Source organism: Paucibacter sp. TC2R-5 (assembly GCF_025717605.1).
In the GTDB taxonomy this organism is placed as follows: domain Bacteria; phylum Pseudomonadota; class Gammaproteobacteria; order Burkholderiales; family Burkholderiaceae_C; genus Paucibacter_A; species Paucibacter_A albus.
In genome coordinates this window covers 78,705-101,732 of the sequence record NZ_JAJIRQ010000005.1, presented here as the reverse complement: position 1 = coordinate 101,732, position 23,028 = coordinate 78,705, and the positions used below count along the sequence as shown (strand labels likewise).

General features: G+C 63.4%; 13 protein-coding genes. 6 read left to right on the top strand and 7 right to left on the bottom strand.

Annotated features, from left to right (window positions below; translation table 11 throughout):
• Nucleotides 1-213 precede the first annotated feature (213 nt).
• Nucleotides 214-996 (top strand): MHFG family PEP-CTERM protein, encoded by a 783-nt coding sequence (locus tag LNV08_RS13120; protein ID WP_263534164.1) that lies wholly within the window; start codon nucleotides 214-216, stop codon nucleotides 994-996.
• A gap of 2 nt (nucleotides 997-998) precedes the next feature.
• Here the strand turns inward: LNV08_RS13120 and uvrA are convergent, their stop codons facing one another.
• A complete protein-coding gene (gene uvrA / locus LNV08_RS13115) occupies nucleotides 999-3,956 on the bottom strand; it encodes an excinuclease ABC subunit UvrA (protein WP_414858736.1) in 2,958 nt (985 codons plus the stop codon).
• 262 nt (nucleotides 3,957-4,218) lie between these two features.
• Between uvrA and LNV08_RS13110 the strand changes: the two genes are divergently transcribed.
• The 3 genes from LNV08_RS13110 to LNV08_RS13100 are packed head-to-tail and all read left to right on the top strand — an operon-like array spanning nucleotide 4,219 to nucleotide 8,786.
• A complete protein-coding gene (locus LNV08_RS13110) occupies nucleotides 4,219-4,452 on the top strand; it encodes a hypothetical protein (RefSeq protein WP_263534163.1) in 234 nt (77 codons plus the stop codon).
• 60 nt (nucleotides 4,453-4,512) lie between these two features.
• A complete protein-coding gene (locus tag LNV08_RS13105; protein ID WP_263534162.1) occupies nucleotides 4,513-5,742 on the top strand; it encodes a hypothetical protein in 1,230 nt (409 codons plus the stop codon).
• Between the two features lie 41 nt (nucleotides 5,743-5,783).
• Nucleotides 5,784-8,786, top strand: coding sequence for an AAA family ATPase (locus LNV08_RS13100; RefSeq protein ID WP_263534161.1), 3,003 nt, complete (start codon nucleotides 5,784-5,786; stop codon nucleotides 8,784-8,786).
• A gap of 15 nt (nucleotides 8,787-8,801) precedes the next feature.
• Here the strand turns inward: LNV08_RS13100 and LNV08_RS13095 are convergent, their stop codons facing one another.
• Genes LNV08_RS13095 through LNV08_RS13070 form a run of 6 tightly spaced genes read right to left on the bottom strand, consistent with a single transcriptional unit; the run spans nucleotide 8,802 to nucleotide 16,068 of the window.
• On the bottom strand, nucleotides 8,802-10,613 hold the full coding sequence (locus LNV08_RS13095) for a sugar porter family MFS transporter (RefSeq protein ID WP_263534160.1): 1,812 nt from the start codon (nucleotides 10,611-10,613) through the stop codon (nucleotides 8,802-8,804).
• 20 nt (nucleotides 10,614-10,633) lie between these two features.
• Nucleotides 10,634-11,740 (bottom strand): N-acetylglucosamine-6-phosphate deacetylase, encoded by a 1,107-nt coding sequence (gene nagA / locus LNV08_RS13090; RefSeq protein ID WP_263534159.1) that lies wholly within the window; start codon nucleotides 11,738-11,740, stop codon nucleotides 10,634-10,636.
• Nucleotides 11,737-12,528, bottom strand: a complete 792-nt coding sequence (locus LNV08_RS13085; RefSeq protein ID WP_263534158.1) for a DeoR family transcriptional regulator — start codon at nucleotides 12,526-12,528, stop codon at nucleotides 11,737-11,739. Before LNV08_RS13085 ends, nagA begins: the two co-directional genes overlap by 4 nt.
• Nucleotides 12,529-12,567: 39 nt before the next feature.
• Entirely contained in the window at nucleotides 12,568-13,902 is a 1,335-nt protein-coding gene (locus tag LNV08_RS13080) for a D-tagatose-bisphosphate aldolase, class II, non-catalytic subunit (RefSeq protein WP_263534157.1), read from the bottom strand.
• Nucleotides 13,903-13,931: 29 nt separating this feature from the next.
• A complete protein-coding gene (locus LNV08_RS13075) occupies nucleotides 13,932-14,876 on the bottom strand; it encodes an ROK family protein (RefSeq protein WP_263534156.1) in 945 nt (314 codons plus the stop codon).
• Nucleotides 14,854-16,068, bottom strand: coding sequence for an SIS domain-containing protein (locus tag LNV08_RS13070; protein ID WP_263534155.1), 1,215 nt, complete (start codon nucleotides 16,066-16,068; stop codon nucleotides 14,854-14,856). The genes LNV08_RS13075 and LNV08_RS13070 overlap by 23 nt, the downstream gene beginning before the upstream one ends.
• 381 nt (nucleotides 16,069-16,449) lie before the next feature.
• Here LNV08_RS13070 and LNV08_RS13065 point away from each other — a divergent pair, with 381 nt between their 5' ends.
• A complete protein-coding gene (locus LNV08_RS13065) occupies nucleotides 16,450-19,905 on the top strand; it encodes a TIM-barrel domain-containing protein (protein ID WP_263534154.1) in 3,456 nt (1,151 codons plus the stop codon).
• An 80-nt stretch (nucleotides 19,906-19,985) separates the two neighbouring features.
• Complete coding sequence (locus LNV08_RS13060; RefSeq protein ID WP_263534153.1) at nucleotides 19,986-22,925, top strand: TonB-dependent receptor domain-containing protein; 2,940 nt, start codon at nucleotides 19,986-19,988, stop codon at nucleotides 22,923-22,925.
• Nucleotides 22,926-23,028 lie beyond the last annotated feature (103 nt).

Genomic DNA, 23,028 nt, shown 5'->3' with positions numbered 1-23,028 from the left:
GGTAAACGTGAACTAACACACCCTCACGGACCATCTGTCCACAGAACAAGGGCTCTTGCATTCACCCAGGCTTATTACACTGTGGGTGTAGCAGATTGAGGGGACACGATTAGCGTCTCCCCACCCTTGAAATCGCTGAGTTACTGTTTTTTGGAAGTACCGACGGCTCTGCCGCCCACAGCCTGCGGGCTGAATTTGACGGAATTTTAAATAATGTCTTTGCTTGCATCGATCGCTCTTGCCGCCTCAAGTGCAGCGTCTGGCGCTACTCTGCCAAACTGCTCATGGGACAAGCCCGGCGTCAACCCCTATATGGGTGACCTGGTGGCAGCCGTCGACCGCTACAAGGACATTGCTGCGCCGGTAAGGGCCAAGCTGAAGGCGCGCATGCTCAAGCGCGACTATGACGAGTTGGTCACCATCAAGCGCGACAGTATCGAAGGTCAATCCCAGTACAGCAGTGCCATCACCGATATGCACTTCGGTGCCAACAGCGTCTGCAAGACAGTCAGCCGCGCCAAATGGACGCAGGCCTACGAAGAGCGCGGTCTGGTCTATTGCGAAGAAGGTCAATGCGTGCTGGTGCCCACCGTGTGCCGCAATGTCAGCCGCATTCAGCGCATCGCGCCGCGCGCAGCCGGCCCGGTCGGTGGCGGCAGCGTAGCTTCTTCGACGCAAGAGGCAGAAGGCCCATTGGAATTGGATCCTACAGCGGCCGGCCCAGCGGCCAGCCCAGGCAGCTTCGCCCAGATTGCCGGTGGCTCGGGCTTTGAGGGTGGCCCCCTGCCGGCGCCCGGCGTGCTGGCACCCGGCGGTGGCGGCGGCTACCCTGGCTTGGGCGGTGGTGGTGGTGGTGGTGGTGGCAATATCGGCGGCGGCATACCCACCCTGCCCCCCGGCCCGCCAACGATTCCGATACCCGAGCCAAGCACTTGGGCCATGTTGGTGGCCGGTTTGCTCGCAGTGGCCTGGGTGGCCCGCCGCAAGCAGGCTTGAGCTCAGCGCAGCAGGTTCTTCAAATAGCGTCCGGTATGGCTGCCTTCATGGGCGGCCACCGTTTCCGGTGTGCCGGCCACCAAGAGCTGGCCGCCGCCCGAGCCGCCTTCCGGCCCCATATCGATGACCCAATCCGCCGTCTTGATGACGTCGAGGTTGTGCTCGATCACGACAATGGTGTTGCCGGCGTCGCGCAACTGGTGCAAGACCTTCAAGAGCAAGGCGATGTCGGCGAAATGTAGGCCGGTGGTCGGCTCGTCCAGGATGTAAAGCGTGCGGCCGGTGTCGCGCTTGCTCAGCTCCAGCGCCAGCTTGACCCGCTGCGCCTCGCCGCCCGACAAGGTGGTGGCACTCTGGCCTAACTTCACATAGCCCAAGCCCACATCGAGCAGCGTCTGCAGCTTGCGCGCCAGCGTGGGCACGGCGCTGAAGAACTGATGCGCGTCCTCCACCGTCATCGCCAGCACTTCGGTGATGTTCTTGCCCTTGTAGAGCACTTCCAGCGTTTCGCGGTTGTAGCGCTTGCCAAAACAGCTATCGCAAGGCACATAGACATCGGGCAGAAAATGCATCTCCACCTTCAACACGCCGTCGCCCTGGCAAGCCTCGCAGCGGCCACCGGCGACGTTGAAGCTGAAGCGCCCGGGCCCGTAACCCCGCTCGCGCGCGGTGTTCATTTCGGCGAAGAGCTCGCGGATAGGTGTGAACAGGCCGGTATAGGTGGCCGGATTGCTGCGCGGCGTGCGGCCGATCGGGCTTTGGTCCACATTGATGACCTTGTCAAAGGCCTCTAGCCCCTCGATCTGGTCATGTGGCGCCGGGTCGGCATGGCTTTGATAGAGCTTCTTGGCGACCGCTGTATAGAGCGTGTCATTGATCAAGGTGCTCTTGCCCGAGCCGGACACGCCGGTCACGCAGGTCAAGAGACCGACCGGAATCTCGACCGTCACGCCCTTCAGATTATTGCCACGGGCATTGATGATCTTGAGCGCGTGATGCGCGGCCTGCGGGCTGACTTGATGACGCTCGCGCGGCACTTCGATACAGGCCGCGCCGGACAGATAGCGCCCGGTCGGTGAATTCGGGTCGGCCGCCACCTGCTCGGGCGTGCCCTGCGACATGATGCGCCCGCCATGCACGCCGGCGCCGGGGCCGAGGTCCAAGACATAGTCGGCCGCGCGGATTGCATCCTCATCATGCTCGACCACGATGACCGTGTTGCCCAGATCGCGCAGGCGCCGCAGCGTCGCGATCAATCGGTCGTTATCGCGCTGATGCAGGCCGATGCTGGGCTCGTCCAGCACATACATCACCCCCGTCAGGCCCGAGCCGATTTGCGAAGCCAGCCGGATGCGCTGCGCCTCGCCGCCCGACAGCGTATCGGCGCTGCGATCCAGGCTCAGATAGTTCAGCCCGACGTCGTTGAGGAAGCGCAGCCTCGACGTGATCTCGCGCACCACTTTGTCGCCGATTTCAGCCTTGGAACCCTTCAGCCTCAGGCCTTCAAAATAGACTAGGCAGTCACGCAGCGTCGAATGTTCGACGTCATAAATCGGTCGGCCCTTGGCTCCTGGCGCTGCGTCGGCGGGTTGCAACACGACATTGCGCGCTTCCCGGCGCAGGCGCGAGCCCTCGCAATGCGGGCAGGGCTTGGCCGACATATAGCGCGCCAGATCCTCGCGCACCGCGCTGGAATCCGATTCCTTGAAGCGCCGCTCCAGGCTGGGCAAGATGCCCTCGAACGGGTGCGAGCGTTTGACCGCGCGCTTCTTAGGGCCGCCGGCCGCACTCTCGGCTTGGTAGACGAAGGCAATCTCCTCGCTGCCAGAACCATGCAAGAAGGCATGGCGCACGGCCTCGGGCAGTTCCTCGAAGGGCTGATCGATATCGACCTTGTAATGGGCCGCCACCGCCTCCAGCATCGAGAAGGTATAGGCATTGCGCCTGTCCCAGCCCTTCACCGCGCCGCTGGACAAGCTCAAGGTCGGGAAGGCGACGACCTTGTCCGCATCGAACATGGTCAGCTGGCCCAGGCCTTCGCAGGAGGGGCAGGCGCCGACGGGAGAGTTGAACGAGAACAGCCGTGGCTCCAACTCCGACAGCGAATAGCTGCAGGCGGGGCAGGCGAACTTGCTCGACAAAACCTTCTCGGCGCCGCTGTCCATATTCAGCACCAAGGCGCGGCCCTCGGCCAGGCGCAGCGCCGCCTCGAAGCTCTCGGCCAAGCGCTGGCGCAGGCCATCAGCGCTTTCATCGGCGTCCTTGGCGTCGCGCGCTTTGAGCTTGATGCGGTCTACCACCACATCGATATCGTGCTTCTCGGTCTTCTTCAGCACCGGGAAGTCGGGCGCGTCTATGGTCGCGCCGTCGACGCGAAAGCGTACATAGCCCTGTGCCTGCAGCGACTCGAACAAGTCGAGAAACTCGCCCTTGCGGTCGCGCACCACGGGTGCCAGCAACATCAGCTTGGAGTCCTCGGGCATGGCCAAGACGGCATCCACCATCTGGCTGACGCTTTGCGCCTCCAAGGGCAAATTGTGGTCGGGGCAGAACGGCGTGCCGGCGCGGGCGTAAAGCAAACGCAGGTAATCATGAATCTCGGTGACCGTGCCCACCGTCGAGCGCGGGTTGTGGCTGGTTGCTTTCTGTTCGATCGAGATCGCCGGCGACAGACCCTCAATCACATCGACATCGGGCTTGTCCATCAGCTGCAGGAACTGCCGCGCATAGGCCGACAAACTCTCGACGTAACGGCGCTGGCCCTCAGCATAGAGCGTGTCAAACGCCAGGCTGGATTTGCCCGAGCCGCTCAAGCCGGTGATCACCACCAGCTTGTTGCGCGGCAGGTCCACATCGATGTTTTTCAGATTGTGGGTGCGCGCACCGCGCACGCGAATCATCGGGATTTCAAACGGCAAAGGCAGGGGCGCGGTCGAGGGCAAAGATAGGGAGTCGGACATGGTGTGCACAGGGCGAAGCAACCTGACATCATAGGCCGAAGGTGTATTTGCGCCTAAACAGACCTCATTGCGACCACCAGACGGCGGCGCCGCAACAACGGGTAAACCCTTTATCGCTCGCAGGCGCAGGCCACGCTGCAGCGTCGGCAATCCGTCGCATGAGCGTGGCGGCAAGCCCAGCGCTTGCCGATACTGAGTTCAACGAAGCAGGCATTGAGTCCCCAAAGCGCCGCTTCGATGTTCACCCCAGGAGCCTCACATCATGCGTACCCCAGCCTTTGTTTCAGTCCTTTTTGCCGCCACCCTTTTCGCCGCCGGCGCCCAGGCTGCTGAGGCAGCCGAGCCGGCGCAACTGGACCGGGTGGTGATCACCGGCAAGGCAGTTCGGCCCGAGTTGGTGCAGTTGCCGCGCGTCGTCGTCACCGGCCTGAGCGCCAAGAGTCAGATGCAGCAGCTGATGTTGGCTGCAGCCAAACCAACTGTGCGTCGGGTTTGAGCAGAGCAGCAAACCTTTCCCCGACAATGCTGACTTCAGCATTGATCAGGGGAGCGTCGAGTGACCGAAGAAATCCGCAAGCGCAGATCTTGGCTTGATGGCTTCATGGCTTATGCCTTGCCGAGCGGCCTGAGCGAGGCCCAGGTGCGCGACAACATCGTCGTGCTTGATCAGCTGCTTTATGCGCTGTGGGATCTGGGTGAAAACCTGATTTTTGCCTGGACGCCCGGCGTCGAAGGCGAGCAAGGCTTGGCCGTGCTGGTCGCACCGCACCCGCTGTTAACCGAGTTCACCCAGGCCACAGCCGACCCCGAAGAGGCCCTGCGGCGCGGCCGCTTGCTGGACGAGTTACTGGCCAACCAAGCGCATCTGCCGGCAGAGCAATTCAGCCAAGCCGCCGCCGAGCTGGGCCTGAGGCCACATTTCATCGCCCTGCCCTTCGCGCCCGAGCTGGGGCTGGGGCTGGATCTGATCGCCGCCATCGTGGCCCGTTATGGCATTCGTCTGGTCGAGGACCGGGCGGTGATTCTGTTCGACGCGGTCGGCTTTTCGCTGCTGACGCCGCTGCAGCAAGTGGTGCAACTCAACAGCCTGTCCTGCTCGGTCAATGCGGCCTATGCCAAGCTGCTGGACCGAGAGATCAATATCAATTTCGCCCGCACCACTACCGGCGACGGCTTCTATATCTGGAACCGCATGCGCGGCATCGAGGCCAATGTCGAGCTGTACCAACTGCTGCAGTTCATCCTGGCCGATAACGCCTTGGCGCGGGAGCGGGCACGCCGGCCCGAGTCGGTGCCGCAGTTGCGCGCCGCTTTCCATGTCGGTTCGCACTATGAGTTCTATCAAAGCGAGGGGCTCAATCCGACCTCCTTCAGCTATTTGGTCGGCCAAGTGACGATAGAGCTGGCCCGCATGATCGAGCGTGCCCTGCCGGGGCAGATTTTGCTCGGCAAGTTCAACACCTTGATGCGTGATGAGCACAGCGGCGAGATCCAGCGGCTCGACTCGGTGGACTTTGTCGAGCGCACCCGGCGCCCCCTCAAGGCGCTGAACGGCCTGACCCTGGCCGGCGCGGAGATCGATGAAATTGCCTGTTACTTGACCGGTAGCCGCAATGCGGCCGGCAACTTCGGCATCAGCGAGTTCGAGATCAGCGACAAGCATGGACGCCCGCATCGGGTCTATAACGCCAAGATCAATATCCACCGCCGCGCCGGGCTGCCCATTTACCTCGGTTTGCGGGAAGAAGATTTACCGGCTTTTTCGGCGCCGCTGGGGTCGCGCTAAGGTGTAGTCCCTCTATGATGAGGTGAAAAATACCTCTGCCCATGATGCATCCGACCGATCGCGCGTCGGCGCCGCAAGCGCCGGGCGAGCGCCGTAATCTGACCGTGCTGTTTGCCGATTTATCCGAGTCCACCCGGCTCGCGGACGCCATGCAGGCTGAGCATTACGCGCTGATGCTGCGCGACTTGCGTGCGCTCTACCAAAGCGTGGTGCCACGCCACGGCGGCACGGTCGTTCGGATCCAGGGTGACGGCATGTTGGCCATCTTTGGCCACCCGCAGATGCGCGAAGACGATGGGCGGCGCGCCACCGAGGCCGCGCTTGAGTTGCACCAGCTGGTGCGCTTGATGCGCCCACCCGGCAGCAGCGGCCAATGGCCGCATGGCCAGGAGCTGAGCCTGCACTCGGGCATCCACGCCGGCATTGTCTTGGTTGAAGAAGGCGACGCGGTCAGGGGGCGTTTCGATCTGCTGGGCAACACGCCGAATTTCGCCGCCCGCCTGTCTGACCAGGCCGGCGCCGATGAAATCCTCGTCAGCGAAGAGACCCTGGGCCTGCATTGCCATTACTTCCAAACCAGTGAGCGCCGGCTGGTGCAGCTCAAGGGCCGCAGCAGCGCGCTGGCGGTCTATGCGATCAAGGGTCGGGCAGCGATAGGCCGGCGCTTCGAAGCCAGCCAGCAGCGCGGCTTGGCGCCTTTTGTGGGCCGCAAGTTCGAGTTGAAGCAACTCGAACTTGCGCTGGCCGAAGCACAGCAGGGTCGGCCGGCTTGGATCAATATTCGGGCCAGTGCCGGTGTGGGCAAGACGCGGCTGACCGAAGAATTCTTGGCTCGCACGGCCGCCCAGAACTGCCAGGTGCAGCGCGGCTATTGCGAGAGCTATTTGAGCGCCGAGCCGCTGCAACCTTATTTGCAGATGCTGCGTGCCTTGGCTTCGCAGGGGCTGGGAATTGCTGCCGCGCTCTTGACGGCCGAGGCCGCGGCCCGACCGGCCGGGCTCTTGCAGCTCTTGCAAGCGCTGGCCCGCCAAAGACCCCAAGTGATTTTCATTGATGACTTGCAATGGGCCGATGACGCCAGCCTCCTCTTGCTGCACCGCGTGTATGCGCTGGCGCGCGAGCAGCAACTGCCCCTGCTGTTGCTGACGGCAAGCCGGCCGCAAGAGACCGAACTGCAGGCCGACGGGGCCCGGGTATTGGAGTTGGCGCCCTTCGATGCGAACGATGCCGAACAGGCGATTGTTCAGCTCTTGCCCAATACCGACCCTTTTGTGGCGCTCGATATTCAGCGCCATGCGGGCGGCAACCCGCTGTTCATTGAAGAGCTGTGTCACGCCATCAAGCATGAGCATGCCGGACGCCGGGCGTTGATACGCCCCCGAGCTGACTCGGCGGGGCAGGCCTGGCTGGCCGCGCTGACGCTGTCGCGGGTCGCGCGTTTGGCGCCCGAGCAAGCGGCCTTGCTGCGCGCCGCAGCCGTCATCGGCAATGTCATCCCGACCTGGCTACTGCAACGCTTGACCGGCTGCACCGAGCAGGACCCGGCCGTGCTGGCGCTGGCCGAGCGCGACTTTGTCTTCCCGGACCGGCGGGCCGGTTTCTTTCGCTTCAAGCATGGACTGACCCGGGACGTGGTCTACGAGTCGATTGGCTGGCATGAGCGTCAGGCCATGCACCGCCATATCGCGGCGGAGTTGCGCTCACAGGTGCACGACACGCCCCGCCAAGCCACCGATGAACTATTGGGCTATCACGCGGCGGCGGCCGAGCAATGGGCGGAAGCCGCCCTGCATGCGGAGCGGGCCGGCGATCAAGCCCTGGCCGCCTCGGCGCTGGACCGGGCCAAAAAGCAATACCGCGCCGCCCTGACGGCGCTGGAGCATCTGCCCAGCAGCGGCGACATTGATATGCGCTGGGTGGCTATCGCGCAGCGCTTCGGCATCGCCTGCGTGTTTGACGCCTCAAGAGCCGATTTGCGGGTGCTGCAGCATGCGGTGCAACTGGCTCAAGGCAGCGGCGACGCAGACTTGATTGCGCGGGCCGACTATTGGCTGGGTTATGCCAGCTATGCGCTGGGCGAGGTGCGAGAAGGACTCTTGCACTGCGAGCGCGGGCTGCAAGCGGCGCAAGTCAAGCAGCCCCCCAATGGTGCGCTGCTCGCGCAGTTGCTCGGCGCGCAGGGCCAGCTATTGGCCGCAGCGGCAGATTACCCGGCCGCGCTGGGCTTGCTGGATCAGGCGATCGCGTTCTTGCGGCCTTTGAATCAGGCGACGGTACCGCCCGCACGGCCGGCCGTCAGCCTGGCCTATTCGCTCGCTTGCCGCGCCTATGTCTTGGGTGATCAAGGCCAGTTTGGCGAGGCGCATGCCTACTTTGATGAGGCGCTGGCCATCATTCAGGGCAGCAACCATGCCGTTGAGGCTTCGGTGCAGGGTTGGCGAGCGGCGGTGTTTTTGTGGCAGGGCCGCTGGCCCGAGGCAAGGCAGGCCGCGGCCGAGGCGCAGCGCATCGGCGGCCTGGTACGCAGCCTGTTCACCTATTCGATGGGACATGCGGTTTGCGCTTTCGCCGACTGGCAGACCGAGCGCTCAGCGGCATCCGCGCTGGGCCTGCAGGTTGCGGCGAACTGGCTGGCATCTCGCGGCGGCGGCTTGTTCAGCTCGCTGATTCACGGTTGGCGGGCCGAGCTGCTGGCCGAGCAAGGTGATGCGGCCGGCGCGCGCCAGCAGGTCGCACAGGCCTTGCGGCGGGCGCGTCAGCGCGACTGGATAGGCGTGGCCATGGCCTACCGGGCGGCGGCCCGCTTGGCCGCTGACGCCGGCCAAGCCGCGCGGGCTAGTCATTACTTGGCGGCCGCGCAGCGTGTGGCTGCGCTGCGTGGCTCGGCGCATGAGGCGGCCGTCAATCAACTCTGCGCGGCCGAACTTGCCTTGGCCCTGGGTGAGCCGGCGCAGCACCAACTGAGTGAAGCCGCAGCCTCATTTGAAGCCTTGAACATGGCCTGGCATTTGCAAAAGACGCGGCGTCTGATGGCCTGCGTCTAGCAGCTTGCTCAGGCTTCAGCGCCGACGCGCGAAATGCGCCTCGATCTGCTCCAGCGTCTTGCCCTTGGTCTCCGGCAATACAAAAGCCGCCACCAAGAAATAGACCACCGTACAGCCGGCCCAGAAAAAGAACATCGCCGCATAACCATGATTGCCGACGGTAGGCAAGAACACCGCCGCGATCGTGGTGGACACAAACTGATTGATCAGCAAGGCAATACTCATGCCGTTGGAGCGAATGCGCGTGGGCATCAGCTCCGACAGCGCCAGCCAGACACACACGCCCGGCCCCACCGCGAAGAAGGCCACAAAGGCGAAGATGCAAGCCGTCACCAGCCAGCCATGGGTGGCGCTGGGCACCGGGCCGACCAGGGCCTGCGTAATGACCAAAGGCGCGCTGGCAGCGCTGACGGGGTCGGCAAAGGGGTTCAGATGCAGGCGGCGAAAGAAGGCCCCGATCACGCTGTCGGCTTGCACTGTGTGCTCGCGTGAAATCTCGATCGGCCGGGCATCCAGTTCGTCGCTGCGCCGGCTCTGCACATTGCTGAAGTCGCCGAAGGCGTAGGACAGGGTCAGCTGTTGCGGGGCGCCGCCTGCGGCCACACCGAGCCGGGCCAGGCCGGCAGCATCGACACTCAGCTGCAGGCGGTCTTGCTGCACCAGCTGCTGCAGGGTCGGCGTCACGTCAACGCGGCCCCGCTCGGCCGACCAGAACAAACTGCCGGCCAAAATCAAAGACAAAAAGATGCCACCACTGCCCAGCATCAAGAGGAATTTGCGCCCCTTGCGGTCCACCAGCAGCAGCGCCACCACGGTCATCACTGCGTTCAAAACCTTGATGGCCACGTCGGCCGAATTGGCCGTCGATCCGCTCAAGCCGGCTTGATTCAAGATGTTCACCACATAGGCCAAGATCGAGTTGATGCCGGTCGCCTGGGTGCAGGCCAGGATCACGCAGGCCAAGACAAAGGGCACCAGATAGCGCCGGCTCAGCAAAGGCTCGCGCGCGCTTTGGCTTTGACCCGCCGTGCCGGTCGATATCGCTCGGGCCTGCTGCATATCGCTGAGCTCTTGCTCGGTGGCTGCCGCACTGCGGCTGCGCAAGAGCGCGGCCCGCGCAGCGCGGATATCGGCCGGGCGGCCGCGCCCGACCAACCAGCGCGGCGACTCACTCAGGAACAAGCAGCCGACGGTAAAAACCAAACCAGGGGCAAGGCAAATCCAGAAAATGCTGCGCCAAGCCTGGTCCTTGGCCGCGAACAAGGCGTCCCCACTGCCGCCGGCGAAGGTCTCCACCTCGCGGGCGTAGTAAAGGCCGATCAAGGCCGCCACCACCAGGCCTATCGTCAACAAGAGTTGAAACATCGCGGTGCCGCGCCCGCGCTTGTCGGCCGTCAGGCATTCGGCCAGGTATAGCGGCACCACCACGCCAATCAAGCCGCCGCTGATGCCTTGCAGCAAACGCCCCAGCAGCAGCGGCGTGTAACCGTCGGCCAAGGCAATGATGGGGATGCTCAAGGTGAACAACAAGCCACTCAGCACCATCACCTTCTTACGGCCGACCCAATCGGCCAGCGCCCCAGCAAACAAGGACGACAAGACGCTGCCCAAGAGCACGGCCGCCACGATAAAGCCAAGCTGCTGTGCGCTCAAACGCCACGTTACCGAGGCGGTGGACTCCAGATAGGGCAGCGCGCCGGCGATGATGCCGATGTCGATGCCGTAGAGCAGGCCGCCCATGCCGGCGATAAAGAGCATGAAGCGCATAGACCAGACTTTGGGCGAATCATTGGCGGCCATGGGTATGGCGAAAGCGGGTGCATTCATGCGGGTCGTTCCTTGAACGGTCAAACGAGAGAAACCAATTCACCTTCGATGACGACGGTCTGCACTTGCAGATCGGCATCCAAGACGACAAAGTCGGCCCAGGCGCCCGGCGCAATGCGGCCGCGATCGGGCAGTCCCAGATAGTCGGCCGGGTGGCGGGACAGGCAGTTCGACGCAGCCGCCAGATCAAGACCGATGGAGACCAAATTACGCAGCGCCTGGTCCATCGTCAAGGCGCTGCCGGCCAACGACCCAGAAGCAAGACGCACGCAGCCCAGACACTTCATCACCGTTTGCGAGCCCAGCGCATATTCACCGTCCGGCATGCCGGTGGCGGCCGTTGCATCGGTGACGCAAAAGAGCTTGGGGATGGCGCGGATGGCGGCGCGCATCGCACCTGGATGCACATGCTGCAGATCTGGAATCAACTCCGCATATTCGGCATGGGCCAGGGCCGCACCGACCATGCCGGGCTGGTAATGATTCAGCGGCGTCATGCCGTTGAACAGATGGGTGAAGCCCGCAACGCCGGCTTGCAGCGCCGCCAGCCCCTCTTCATAACTGCCGGCCGAATGGCCGATCTGCACGCGGATACCCAACTCTTTGAGTTGCGGGATCAATGCCAAGTGCCCGCTCAGTTCGGGCGCCAGGGTCAAGACCTTGATCGGCGCAATCGAGTGGTAATGCAAGACCTGCTCCAGCGTCGCCGAGCAGACCAGATTGGGCTGAGCGCCCAGGCGCTTCTCGCTGATGAAAGGGCCTTCCAGATGCACGCCGAGGATGCGGGCCGTGCCGGGCGCGCGCTGTGAGATCGCCTCCGCCAAGCCCTCCAAGGCATGTTCAATAGCGGCCGGGCTGGCGGTCATGGTCGTGCCCAAGATCACCGTCGTGCCGTGCTGGGCATGGGCGCGCGCGACCTGCACCGCCGTATCACCGCCCTGCATGATGTCCACACCCGCGCCGCCATGCACATGCAGGTCCACGAAGCCCGGCAGAATGCTCAGCTCGGATGGTGCGTCAGCATCGGGGTAAATATTGAGTACATGCTCCGCGAATTCGATCCGGCCGAGCAGCCAGCCGCCCGGCGTCAGGATGCGTCCCGACAAGCTGTTTGGCCTTGTTTTCATTCGACGATGATCAGCTCTATGCCTAAACGCTGCAGGCCGTCGCGGTACTCGCTGCTGATGCCGGCGTCGGTGATCAAGGTATGCACACGGTCGAGCTGCACGATGCGGTGCAAGCTGACGCGGCCAAACTTGCTGGAGTCACTCAGCACGATGACCTTTTTGGCCCGCTCCACCATCATGTGATTGAGCCTGGCTTCCGCCTCATGGTGGGTGGTCAAGCCGAACTGCAGGTCGCAGCCGTCCACGCCGAGAAAGAGTTTGTCAAAGATATAGCCGCCCAAGCAGGCCTCGGCCTGCGTGCCCAGGATGGACAGCGACTTCTTGCGCAAGAGGCCGCCGGTCAGCATCAGCTCGACGCCCTCGGCATCGGCCAGCTCCCAAGCAATGTTCAGGCCGTTGGTCATCACCGTCACATTGCGCAGCTCGCGCAGGTGGTGGGCCAAGGCCATCGTCGTGGTGCCGGAGTCGATGATGATGTTGTCGCCCGAGTTGACCATCTGGGCGGCACGCGTGCCGATGCGCTCCTTCAGGCTGCTATTCAAGCCGTCTTTCTGGCGAATATTGTGTTCTTGGGGCGGCATGCGCTTGAGCGCGGCGCCGCCGTAGCTGCGCGTGACCAGGCCCTGCTCCTCGAAAGCGGCCAGATCGCTGCGAATCGTCACCGTGGATACGCCCAGCTTGGGCGCCAAGTCCGACACATCCACGCGCCCCTGCTCCATCAGCAACTGCATGATTTGCTCACGACGCTGGCCGGTATTGCGGCTTGGCGGCTTTTCGTTCTTGCTCATGGCTTACTTTTCAACTCTTTCGTTTTGACAGCAAGCATTTTATGCAAACGAAAGATTTTGAGCATTGGTACTTTCGCTTGCGGCATGCCGGTTGCGGCTGCAGGCCCGCGCATAACGCGCCAGCACCATGCCCACCTTGTGCTGGGCCAGCGCGCGAGGCTGGGCCGCCAAATCGCTGGCAAGTACCGCATCGAACTGCTCGGGCAGGTATTGGCTCAGCAGGGGCAAGGGAATAGGCTGCTGCTCCAAATTGGCGATCAGCTTGGCCACGGCGGCCAGCACGGCCGCATCGCCCCAGTAGTAGCGGCAGCGGTCGCTCAGCGCATAAGCGCGCAGCAGATGTTGCTGAGCCGGCGTGCCGGCGTAATGCTTGAGCCAATGTTTGGGCTCGGCCAGCATGCGCTGCTCCAGCACCGCCGGCAACTGCGACTGCCGCCCAAACGGGACGATCTCGCGCTCGATCGCCGCCAAGGCAAACCAGGCCTCGCGCAGCGCAAAGGTGACCGCCGGGCCGACTTTCAGGATCGCAAAATGATCGCGCACCAGCGCATGCATGGCGCTCTCGGTTTGGTAATCGGTCGAATGCGCCTCGAAGACCAGCGCCGGCGGATCCATCTGCTGAGCGACGAAGTTAGACAGCGCGGTCGCGGCAGCGGGCTCGTAATGCTGGATCTGGCTGTGATCGAAGTCCACACCCGGCTGTACCACCATTGCAATCACTCGTTGCCAAGCAGACTGCAGCCCATGGGCGGCAAAGGCGGCCGCGTGCACGGCCAAGGTGGCCGCTGCCGCCGCAGGCGTGGTCACCGCCACGCCGGCGCCCAGCGAAGCCTCGCCACCGGGAATGGGCACTTCGGTGCCGATCACATAGACCGGCGCCGGCAAACCAGCAGCCTGTGCAGCGGCTTCGGCCACCAGGGCCAATTGCGCCGAGCGCTCGGCCACTACTGCGTCCGGCAGCCGTTTGGGATCATCCGCGCAAGCCATGCTGCAATCGAGATGGATCTTCTCGAAGCCCGCCGCCACATAGCTGCGGATCAACTCGGTCGCAAAACCCATCGCCTCGGCGGCCGGCAGATGCTGCCAGGCATTGGGGCCGAGGTGGTCACCGCCCAACACCAAACGCTCTGGTGGGAAGCCGGCCTCTTCGGCGAGCTTCAGGACATAGCTTCGGAACTGCACGGGGTTCATGCCGGTATAGCCGCCGAACTGGTCGACCTGGTTCGAGGTTGACTCGATCAACAAGGGCGTGCCGTAACGCGCCGCTTGTTCAAAGGCGGCCCGCAACACATATTCGTTGGCCGAGCAGACGCTGTAGATGCCGACCGGCCGGCCTTGGCGGTGGGCGCTGATGATGTCAAGAAGATGCGACATGGAGGTTCTCAGAAATTGGGAATGGACTGTTATTGCTGCTGCTGTTGCCGCGCCAACAAGGCCGCACCGCGCGTGCCGCCGGCGTCACCAAACGCGGGCGGCAGAATCTGCGGCACGCGCGCGCCGGCAAACAAATGGCGCGCCACGGCGGCAGGAAGATCGCGGTACAGGCGCTGCAGCTTGGACAGGCCGCCGCCCAGCACGATCACATGCGGGTCCAAGACCAGCACCAGCCCGGCCAGGCCGTGGGCGAGCAGGTCCAGATGCACGGCCAGCGTGCGCTGCGCCAAGGCCTCACCCGCCTCGGCCTGTGCATTGATGGCGGCCGCATCAAGCGCCGGCCCGCCAAAATATCGGTACAGCGCGGCCAGCCCGCTGCCGGACACATAACGCTCCAAACAAGCGTTTAGTCCGCATGCACAGGGCCAGAGCGGCAGGCCGTGCTGCTCTCGCAGGGTGGCGGGCAAGCTGCAATGGCCCCACTCGCCGGCCAGGCTGTTGTAGCCGCGCAGCAAGCGCCCGCCGACACAATAGCCGCCCCCGGCGCCGGTGCCCAAGATGGCGCCAAACATGCTCTCGGCGCCGGCCGCCGCGCCACCGCAAGCCTCGGACAGCGCGAAACACTGGCAGTCATTGCCTATCACCACCGGGCGCTGCAAGCGCGCCGTCAAGGCCGGCGCCACCGCTTGCCCGTTCAGCGCCGGCACATTGGAACTGAGCTGCAAGCCGCTGCGCGGGTCGACCACGCCGGGCAGCCCCAAGCCGATGGCGCCGCGCTGACCCAGGCTCGCATCGGCCGCCTCCACCAAGCCCGCCAGCGCTTCAACAAAGGCGGTGAAATCCCTTGTCGGCGTGTCGACACGGCGCCGCCAGCGCTCGGTCAAGTCCGCCCCTTGGTAGGCCACCAGCTCCATTTTGGTGCCGCCGATGTCGACACCGTAAAGCATGCCCTCAGTGCTGGACGGCTGCGACATAAGCGTGAAGGGTGACGCCTTGAACGACGCGGTTGACGGTGCCGTCGGGGAAGGGGTTGTCCGGGGTCAGCCCCAGTGCGGCGGAACGGTGCAGCGCATATTGCTGCGCCGCCAACAACCACAAGGGCGCCAGCCAACAGTCGTCCGCGGCCGCCAGCTCGGCGCCGACGCTGCACAGCAAATTGCCGGCGGGCGCAATGAGGTCGGCCGGGGAGTCTGATCCAGCCGGCGCCACAAGCCCCACTTGCAAGACACGCCCCGCCACGCCCTCGCGCTGAAGCTCGGCCACCAGGTCGGCGTCAAACTTGCGGACATGGGCGTCGCTGGACGGGAACACCATCACCAAGGTGTTCTCGTTCAGAATCGACTTGGGGCCATGACGAAAGCCCAGGCAGGTGTTGGCGAAAGCCAGCACATGGCCACAGGTCAGCTCCAGGATCTTCAAGGCCGACTCTTTGGCCAAGGCCTCCAGCGGCCCGCTGCCCAAATAGACCAGGCGCGCAAACGGCTCTTGCGCCAAAGCGGCCAGCGGCGCCGCCCAGTCGCGCAGCAGCCGCTCGGCCTGCGTCGCCAGCGCTTCGACACGCGCCAGCCGCGCGTCCCAGCTGTCGCGCCCGAAAGCGAGCAGTGCCGCCAACTGCATGCAAGTGAAGCTGCTGGTCATCGCGAAGCCCCGGTCACAAGAACGAGCGGGCATCAGGAGATTGAAGCTGTCACGCTTGGCGCCATTGCGCGAGAACAAGGCGCCGTCGGCATTGCATGTAATGTTCAAGAAACGCGGCTGATCCACCAGCTGACGCACAAGATCGACGGCACCCAAACTCTCCGGGCTGTTGCCGCTGCGCGCGAAAGACACCAAGAGCGTCGGCTGATCGCGGCGCAAATAGAGCGCCGGATGCGAGATCAGGCTGGTGGTCGGCACCGCGCGCACCTGCGCAGGCCACAGGCGGTTGATTTCATCGACCACGCCCTCACCGCAATAGGCCGAGCTACCGGCGCCGGTCAGGATGACCTGATGACTTGGCTCGCGCAGCCATGCCTCGAGAAAAGCCGCCAAGGCCGCTTGCTGCGCGGGGCCCAAGGACTGCGCCAGCTCGCGCCACACCATCGGCTGCTGGGCAATCTCCTCGGCCGTTGACAGGCCACCTTGGGCCTGCCAGTCATCGCGGGAACGGGTCAGTAATGGGTTCATTGAGCGCAGTGGAAACAGACGGTGAAGACAGTCGAGCGAGATCGCCGACAGGCAATTTGACTTTCACTTTAGCAAAGTCGAAAGAAAAAAGAAAGAACAAATTTCAAGAGCCAATCGAGACCAGGAATCGCAAGCACAGAACGCGCGGATTGCAGCTATAGCTCGCGAAACACCAAATTAGCTCAACACTTAATGGGCCGAATCAACGCCGAAGTCGCGATGATTTTTTCGTTTCATATGATTATTTCTAGTGGTTTTCACTATATTTCGCCGTATATCTTTCGGTCTGACTTTCACTCAATTGACTGTTGCAAGTCGGGTGCCTAGAGTTCGACCAAGTCATTTTGATCAAGGCCGCCATAGGCCAGGGAAAACACAGGCATGAAGCATCGCTTGCACTCGCAAACCGGCAAGACATCGGCCATCAGAAGAGCCACCAGCATGGCGGCATTGATCGTCATCGGCTTGCTGCAGGCCGACCGCGCTGCGGCGGCCTCACTGGGCAATCTGCGCGAGTTGGTGGCCCTGCCCCAATCCAAGCAGGTCATCGAAGGCGCCACAGGCCAGCAAGCCGCCCCGCAATGGGACTTGCGCGCCGAAGGCAAGGCCAGGCTGCGCATCAGCTTGCTGCGGGCCGATGTGCTGCGCATCGAAGCGAGCGCCACCGGCCAATTTGCGGCCAGCGAAGACAAGGCCGCGCCCATCGTGCTGCCCGAAAGCCTAGCAGCCCACGCTGAGGGTGCATCCATCGCGCACAAGCTCAGCGATCAGGGCGACCACTACCTGCTCCAAACCGACAGCCTGGCGCTGCGCATCAACAAGAAGCCGCTGCGCCTGGCGCTCTACCGGGCCGACAACCAACAGCTGCTGTGGCGCGAAACCGAAAGCCTGGACCTGAGCGACAAGCTTTCGGTTCAAACCCTGAGCAGCGACAAGTCAGAGCGTTTCTTCGGTGGCGGCCAGCAAAACGGTCGCTTCGAGTTCAAGGGAAAGCAGCTCGAAGTCTCTTACTCCGGCGGCTGGGAAGAAGGCGACCGGCCCAGCCCCGCGCCTTTTCTGATGAGCTCCAAGGGCTGGGGCATTTTGCGCAATAGCTGGCGCGACGGTTCTTACGATCTGCGCCAGAACGAGCGCATCACGCTGGCCCACCAAGATGGCCGCTTTGACGCCTTCATCTTCGCCGGCCCCAGCATTCGTGAGGTCTTGGCCCGCTACACCGAGCTGACCGGACGCGCCAAGATGCTGCCGCGCTGGGCCTATGAATATGGTGACGCCGATTGCTATAACGACGGCGACAACGTCAAGAAACCCGGCACCGTGCCAAAGGGCTGGAGCGACGGTCCGACCGGCAAGACGCCGGACGTGATCGAGTCGGTGGCCAAAAAATACCGCGAGCACGATATGCCCGGTGGCTGGATTTTGCCCAATGATGGCTATGGCTGCGGCTATACCGACCTGCCCAAGGTCGTATCTGGCCTGAGCGAGCTAGGCTTTCGCACCGGCTTGTGGACCGAGAACGGGGTCGACAAGATCAAGTGGGAAGTCGGCACGGCCGGCACGCGCGCGCAAAAGCTCGATGTGGCCTGGACGGGCGCGGGCTACCAGTTCGCGATGGACGCCAACCAATCGGCCTATCAAGGCATCCTGGACAACTCCGACGCACGGCCTTTTCTGTGGACCGTGATGGGCTGGGCCGGCATACAGCGCTATGCCGTCACCTGGACCGGTGATCAAAGCAGCAGCTGGGACTACATCCGCTGGCATATCCCGACGCTGATCGGCTCGGCCCTGTCGGGCCAGGCTTACGCGACCGGCGATGTGGACGCCATCTTCGGCGGCAGCCCCGAGACCTTCACCCGCGATCTGCAGTGGAAGACTTTCACCCCCGTGCTGATGGGCATGAGCGGCTGGGCGGCGCAGGCGCGCAAGCACCCCTGGGCCTATGAGGAGCCTTACCGCAGCATCAACCGCAAGTACCTGAAGCTGAAGCTGCGGCTGACCCCCTATATGTACGGCCTGGCGCAAGAGGCAGAGGCGAGCGGCGCGCCGATTGTGCGCGGCCTGATGTGGGATCACCCCAAGGACCCGAACGCGGCGACCGAAGCGCACAAGTACCAATTCTTGCTGGGGCGCGACCTGCTGGTGGCGCCGGTGTTCCGCAGCCAGGCCGCCAGCCAGGGCTGGCGCAAGAACATTTACTTGCCGCAAGGCCTGTGGTTCGACTATTGGGACGGCCGCCAGGTGCAAGCCGGCCAGGCCGGCAAGACGGTTGATCTGCAAGTGACGCTGGACAAGCTGCCGGTGTTTGTGCGCGCAGGCGCCATTTTGCCGATGTACCCCGAGGTCCTGTTCGACGGACAAAAGCCCAAAGATCAGCTGACGCTGGACCTGTATCCGCAAGGTGAGTCGAGCTACACGCTGTATGAAGACGACGGCCTGACGCGCCAGTACAGCGAGCAGGGCAAGAGCAGCCGCCAAGTCATATTGATGACGGCGCCGACACAGGGTGCGGGTGACATTCGCGTCAAGGTCGGCCCGGTGCAGGGCGACTATGCCGGCCAAGAGCCACAGCGCAGCCTGGCGCTGATCGTGCACAGCCGCGCCAAACCACAAGCGGTAGAACTCGGGGGCCAGGTCTTGCCAGAGTCGGGCGATCAAGCGACGTTTGACGCCGCCACGCAAGCCTGGTGGTTTGATGCGAACGACAAGTTCGGCACGGTCCACATCAAGACGCCCAAGCGCAGCATTCGCCATGCGGCCGAGTTCACGCTGCAGATTTCGCCCGACACCGCGCTGGCCAAGGGCGAGGACTTCCCCGCTGCGCCTGTGCTGGGGCGCCAGGTGCCGGTCGACAGCCTCACCGTCGTCAACCGCCCCGGCGAAGAGCCGGGCCACGCGATCGAGAACGCCTTTGATGGCAAGCCCGAGACCTGGTTCCGCACGACGCGCAATCAGGCCATGCGCGCCGGCCCGCATGAATGGGTGCTGGGCCTGGGCGAGCGCCGCATGATCGACGGCTTCGAGATCGCGCCGCGCAATGACAAGCACTGGAAGCATGGCCAGGTGCGCGATTACGAGGTCTATCTGGGCGACAACAACGGCGATTGGGGCCAGCCGGTGCAGGTCGGTCAGCTCAAGCTGCAAGAAGGTTTGCAGACGGTGACCTTCGCCAAGCCGGCCGCCGGTCGCCTCCTGCGGTTCCGGGTCTTGAGCACGCATAACGCTGAAGTTGACCAGGCCTCAGCCAAGGTCGACGAGATGGTGACCGCCGCAGCGACCCAAGCGCCTGTGGCCAAGGCCTTCAATGCGCTGGCGCCCAGCGAGGTCGAGCCCATCGTGCTGTCCGAGTTTCATGTGCTGGAGCAGCGCGCTGCCGAAGGCCTGGACGAGCAACAACAACGCTATCTGTCCGAACTGCGCTTGCCCAAGGGTATCGCCAAAGACCGGCCGGCAAGCGGGGCGGAGGCGATGCGCATGAACGGCCTGCGCTTCCAGCAAGGCCTGGGCTTTGGCGCGCAAGACCGCCTGGACCTGAGCCTGCAAGGCAATTGGGACTTGTTCCGCGCCGACCTTGGCATCGATGACAGCTGCCGCTCAAACGGCGGCCTGCAGTTCCAGATCTGGGGCGATGAGCGCCTGCTCTACGACAGCGGCCTGGTGCAAGCACCCGCCGTCGTGAAGCCCGAAATCGACGTGCGCGGCTTGACCTCGCTGAGCCTGCGCACGCTCGGCGCCGTGGGCAAGGACGCCAAAAAGGTTTGCGCCAACTGGGCCAATGCCGCGCTTGTGGGCGGGGCCAAGGCAAAGGTCGAAGTCATTCAGGGCAGAAAACGCTGAACCCCTCAAAAAAAGGGGCGGCAATAACTTAAGAACTAGGCGGCAGATGGGTCTGACCGCCTTCAACCGGAGAACAAAAGATGAAAGTCAGGAAATTGGTGGCGCTGCTCGCAGCAGCAGGTTTGGTGCAAGTCGCTCACACATCCTATGCCGCGGAGGAATTGGACCGGGTTGAGGTGACCGGCTCCAGTATCAAGCGGGTCAACGCCGAGCAGGCTTCGCCAGTACAGGTGATCACGGCCCGGCAGATCGAAAGCATGGGGGCACGCACCTTGATGCAGGTGCTGGACAACCTGCCGGCCGCCAAGCCCGGCCAGCAAGACTTCCGCTCCATGTACACCGGCTCGGACGGCGCCTCGCAAGCCAATCTGCGCGGCCTCGGCGCGCAAGGCACCTTGGTGCTGCTGAACGGCCGCCGCCTGTCCTTTTACGGCGCGCCCGAAGGCTTCCAGACCCAGTTCGTCAATATCGACGCCATCCCCGCCGCCGCGATTGAGCGCATGGAAGTGCTGACCGACGGCGCCTCGGCCGTCTATGGCTCTGACGCGATCGCCGGCGTCATCAACGTCATCACCAAGCGCTCTTATCAGGGCCTGCAGATGAGCGTCACGACCGACCATTCCCGCGAAGTCAAGGCCTTCGGCGAGCATCAGCTCAGCGCCACCTACGGCTTCGGCGACTTTGATCGCGACCGCTTCAATATCTATGGCTCGGTCAATCTGTTTCAGCGCGACCGCATCGCTTTCTCGGACACCTATCTGAAGCGCCCCGAGCAGTTCTACGTCAACAACCCCAATTTCATCAGCAATCTGCGCATCGGTGTGGGCAGCGAGCCCGGCGTGATGAACCCCGGCAGCTTGTTTGTGTTCGACTCCAAGAACGTGCGCACCAGCATGGCGGCTCCCGGCTGCAACAACGTCTTCACCTCCGGCGCCAACAAGACCTGCGTCGTCAACGGTCTGCCCAACCAGTTCGACACCGGCCCCAAGAGCGAACGCGCCACCGGCTACCTGGCCGGCCGCCTTAATATCAGCCCCGATATGGAGGGCTTTGCCGAGTTCGTATACACCGATGTCAATTTGCGCGGCGAGCGCGGGCCGGGCAGCTTCAGCAGCGGTCAGACCATCAACTGGTACTCGCGCAATACCGGCACCAAGCTGAATACCTTTGTGGCTCCGTTCTTGGGCCCCAATAACGAGTACAACAAGCTGACACCGGAGTTGCAGGCCAAGATGGGCGGCGCGGCCGGCCTGAGCTATTTGCTGCAGGATGCCCCTGGCCATTTCGGGCAAGAGACCACCGACAAGAGCTACCGCGCCATGGCCGGCGTGCGCGGCACTTTGTTTGGCAGCTGGGACTATGAAACCGCCCTGAGCGTGGCGGGTAGCGACTCCACCGTCTTTCAGACCGTCAATATCAACACCGTCGGTGTCGAGAAGGCTTTTGGCCCCTTTACCGTTGACCCCGTCAGCAAGCGCAGCTTCATCCCCGACCATCCGGCCTACCAGTTCGGCGTGATCAACGAGAAGAATGCCGCGCTGATCCGCGAGGCCTTCCCGACCTTTGACATCCGCTCGCACACCAAGCTGATCAGCCTTGACGGCAAGATCGAAGGCAAGGTCGCCACATTGCCGGCCGGCGATGTACGCGCCGCTTTTGGCTACAACCTGATGCGGGAATCGTTCGAGACGCCCGGCAACAAGGACGCGGCCGACGGTCACATCACCCAGCAAGGCGGCTCCTGGTTTGACGGCCAGCGCACCATAGGCGCGCTGTTCAGCGAGGCCATCGTGCCCATCACCAAAAGCCTGGAGATGGACGCCGCTGTTCGCCTGGACAAATACCCGAACTTCGCCGCCAACCTCGCACCCAAGGTCGGCCTGAAGTTCCGCGCCATGCCTGAGCTGCTCTTGCGCGGCACCTATTCGCAGGGCTTCCGCGCGCCGAATTTGGCCGAGTCCGGCGAAGGCGGCGTGTTCGCACAGCGCGGCGGCATGAAGGACACGATACGCTGCAACGAAACCAATGCAATTGCCAATCAGCTCAAAAAGTCGGTCGACAAGGCCGACCAAGACCTGGGCAAGAACCTGCTCAACAGCAACTGCAGCAACAATATCGCCGGCCTGACGCCACCCAACAAAGACTTGAAACCCGAAACCGCCAAGAGCGGCACACTGGGCTTGGTGTTCCAGCCGGGCAAGGACTTCGACATCTCGGCCGACTATTGGCTGATCCAGCGCCGCGATGAAATCATCCGCCAAGACTTCCAGGAGCTGTACGACCAATACGCCGAGAAATACGGCCCGACCCTGGCCGGCGCGCCGGGCGTGATCCGCAGCCCTATCACCGACACCGACCGCAGCAATGTCGCAGCCGCCGCCGCCATGTGCGCCAACCCGGCCAATGCGGCCGCCTGCACGGGCAAGCCCTTGAACTATTCGGTGGGCCTGCTGGCGGGCATGAGCAATAGCTATCTGAACCGTGGCCGCACCTTGGTCGATGGCTTCGACATCGATGCCCGTGGCCGCTTCAGTCTGGGCGAAATGGGCAGGCTCAATCTAGGTATCGCCGCCACCATCATGAATCGCAACAAGCATGATGACGCGCTGGGCGACGGCTTCTCGCAGAACTATGTCGGCTACTACGGCCAACCCAAGTACCGCGCGACCTTCAATGCCGATTGGCGCTTCCAGAACTTCGGCAGCAGCCTGTTCGTCAACTACACCGGCGGCACGAAATGGGCCTACGACAAGACCGACGAAGAGAACAACAACCCCACGAGCTGCACGGCGGCCGACGTGGCCCTGCCGGCCAATCTCTGCGGCGGCGCACCGGCCTTCTACACGGTCAATTTGGGCTTCAACTGGGAGCCGATCAAGACCTTGAACCTGGGCCTAAACATCAAGAACGTCTTGAACAAGCAGCCCGAGTACGACCCGAACGGATGGGAAGGCTACAACCACGCCCAGAACCTGTTCGGTCGCGTGTTCAGCGTGTCGGCCAGCTATAAGTTCTGGTAAGACTCAGCCCCTGATCCACGCATAGCCACGCTTGGCCCGCCAGCTTCTGGCGGGTCGGGCGCCGCTGTGCGCGGCATCCTCAGTTCAGTTCAAAGAAAGGCTC

Excerpts from the sequence above, each read along its gene's own strand:
- LNV08_RS13120 (WP_263534164.1), top strand. The coding sequence starts at position 214 with ATGTCTTTGCTTGCATCGATCGCTCTTGCCGCCTCAAGTGCAGCGTCT.
- uvrA (WP_414858736.1), bottom strand. The coding sequence starts at position 3,956 with ATGTCCGACTCCCTATCTTTGCCCTCGACCGCGCCCCTGCCTTTGCCG.
- LNV08_RS13110 (WP_263534163.1), top strand. The coding sequence starts at position 4,219 with ATGCGTACCCCAGCCTTTGTTTCAGTCCTTTTTGCCGCCACCCTTTTC.
- LNV08_RS13100 (WP_263534161.1), top strand. The coding sequence starts at position 5,784 with ATGATGCATCCGACCGATCGCGCGTCGGCGCCGCAAGCGCCGGGCGAG.
- LNV08_RS13095 (WP_263534160.1), bottom strand. The coding sequence starts at position 10,613 with ATGAATGCACCCGCTTTCGCCATACCCATGGCCGCCAATGATTCGCCC.
- nagA (WP_263534159.1), bottom strand. The coding sequence starts at position 11,740 with ATGAAAACAAGGCCAAACAGCTTGTCGGGACGCATCCTGACGCCGGGC.
- LNV08_RS13085 (WP_263534158.1), bottom strand. The coding sequence starts at position 12,528 with ATGAGCAAGAACGAAAAGCCGCCAAGCCGCAATACCGGCCAGCGTCGT.
- LNV08_RS13080 (WP_263534157.1), bottom strand. The coding sequence starts at position 13,902 with ATGTCGCATCTTCTTGACATCATCAGCGCCCACCGCCAAGGCCGGCCG.
- LNV08_RS13075 (WP_263534156.1), bottom strand. The coding sequence starts at position 14,876 with ATGTCGCAGCCGTCCAGCACTGAGGGCATGCTTTACGGTGTCGACATC.
- LNV08_RS13070 (WP_263534155.1), bottom strand. The coding sequence starts at position 16,068 with ATGAACCCATTACTGACCCGTTCCCGCGATGACTGGCAGGCCCAAGGT.
- LNV08_RS13065 (WP_263534154.1), top strand. The coding sequence starts at position 16,450 with ATGAAGCATCGCTTGCACTCGCAAACCGGCAAGACATCGGCCATCAGA.
- LNV08_RS13060 (WP_263534153.1), top strand. The coding sequence starts at position 19,986 with ATGAAAGTCAGGAAATTGGTGGCGCTGCTCGCAGCAGCAGGTTTGGTG.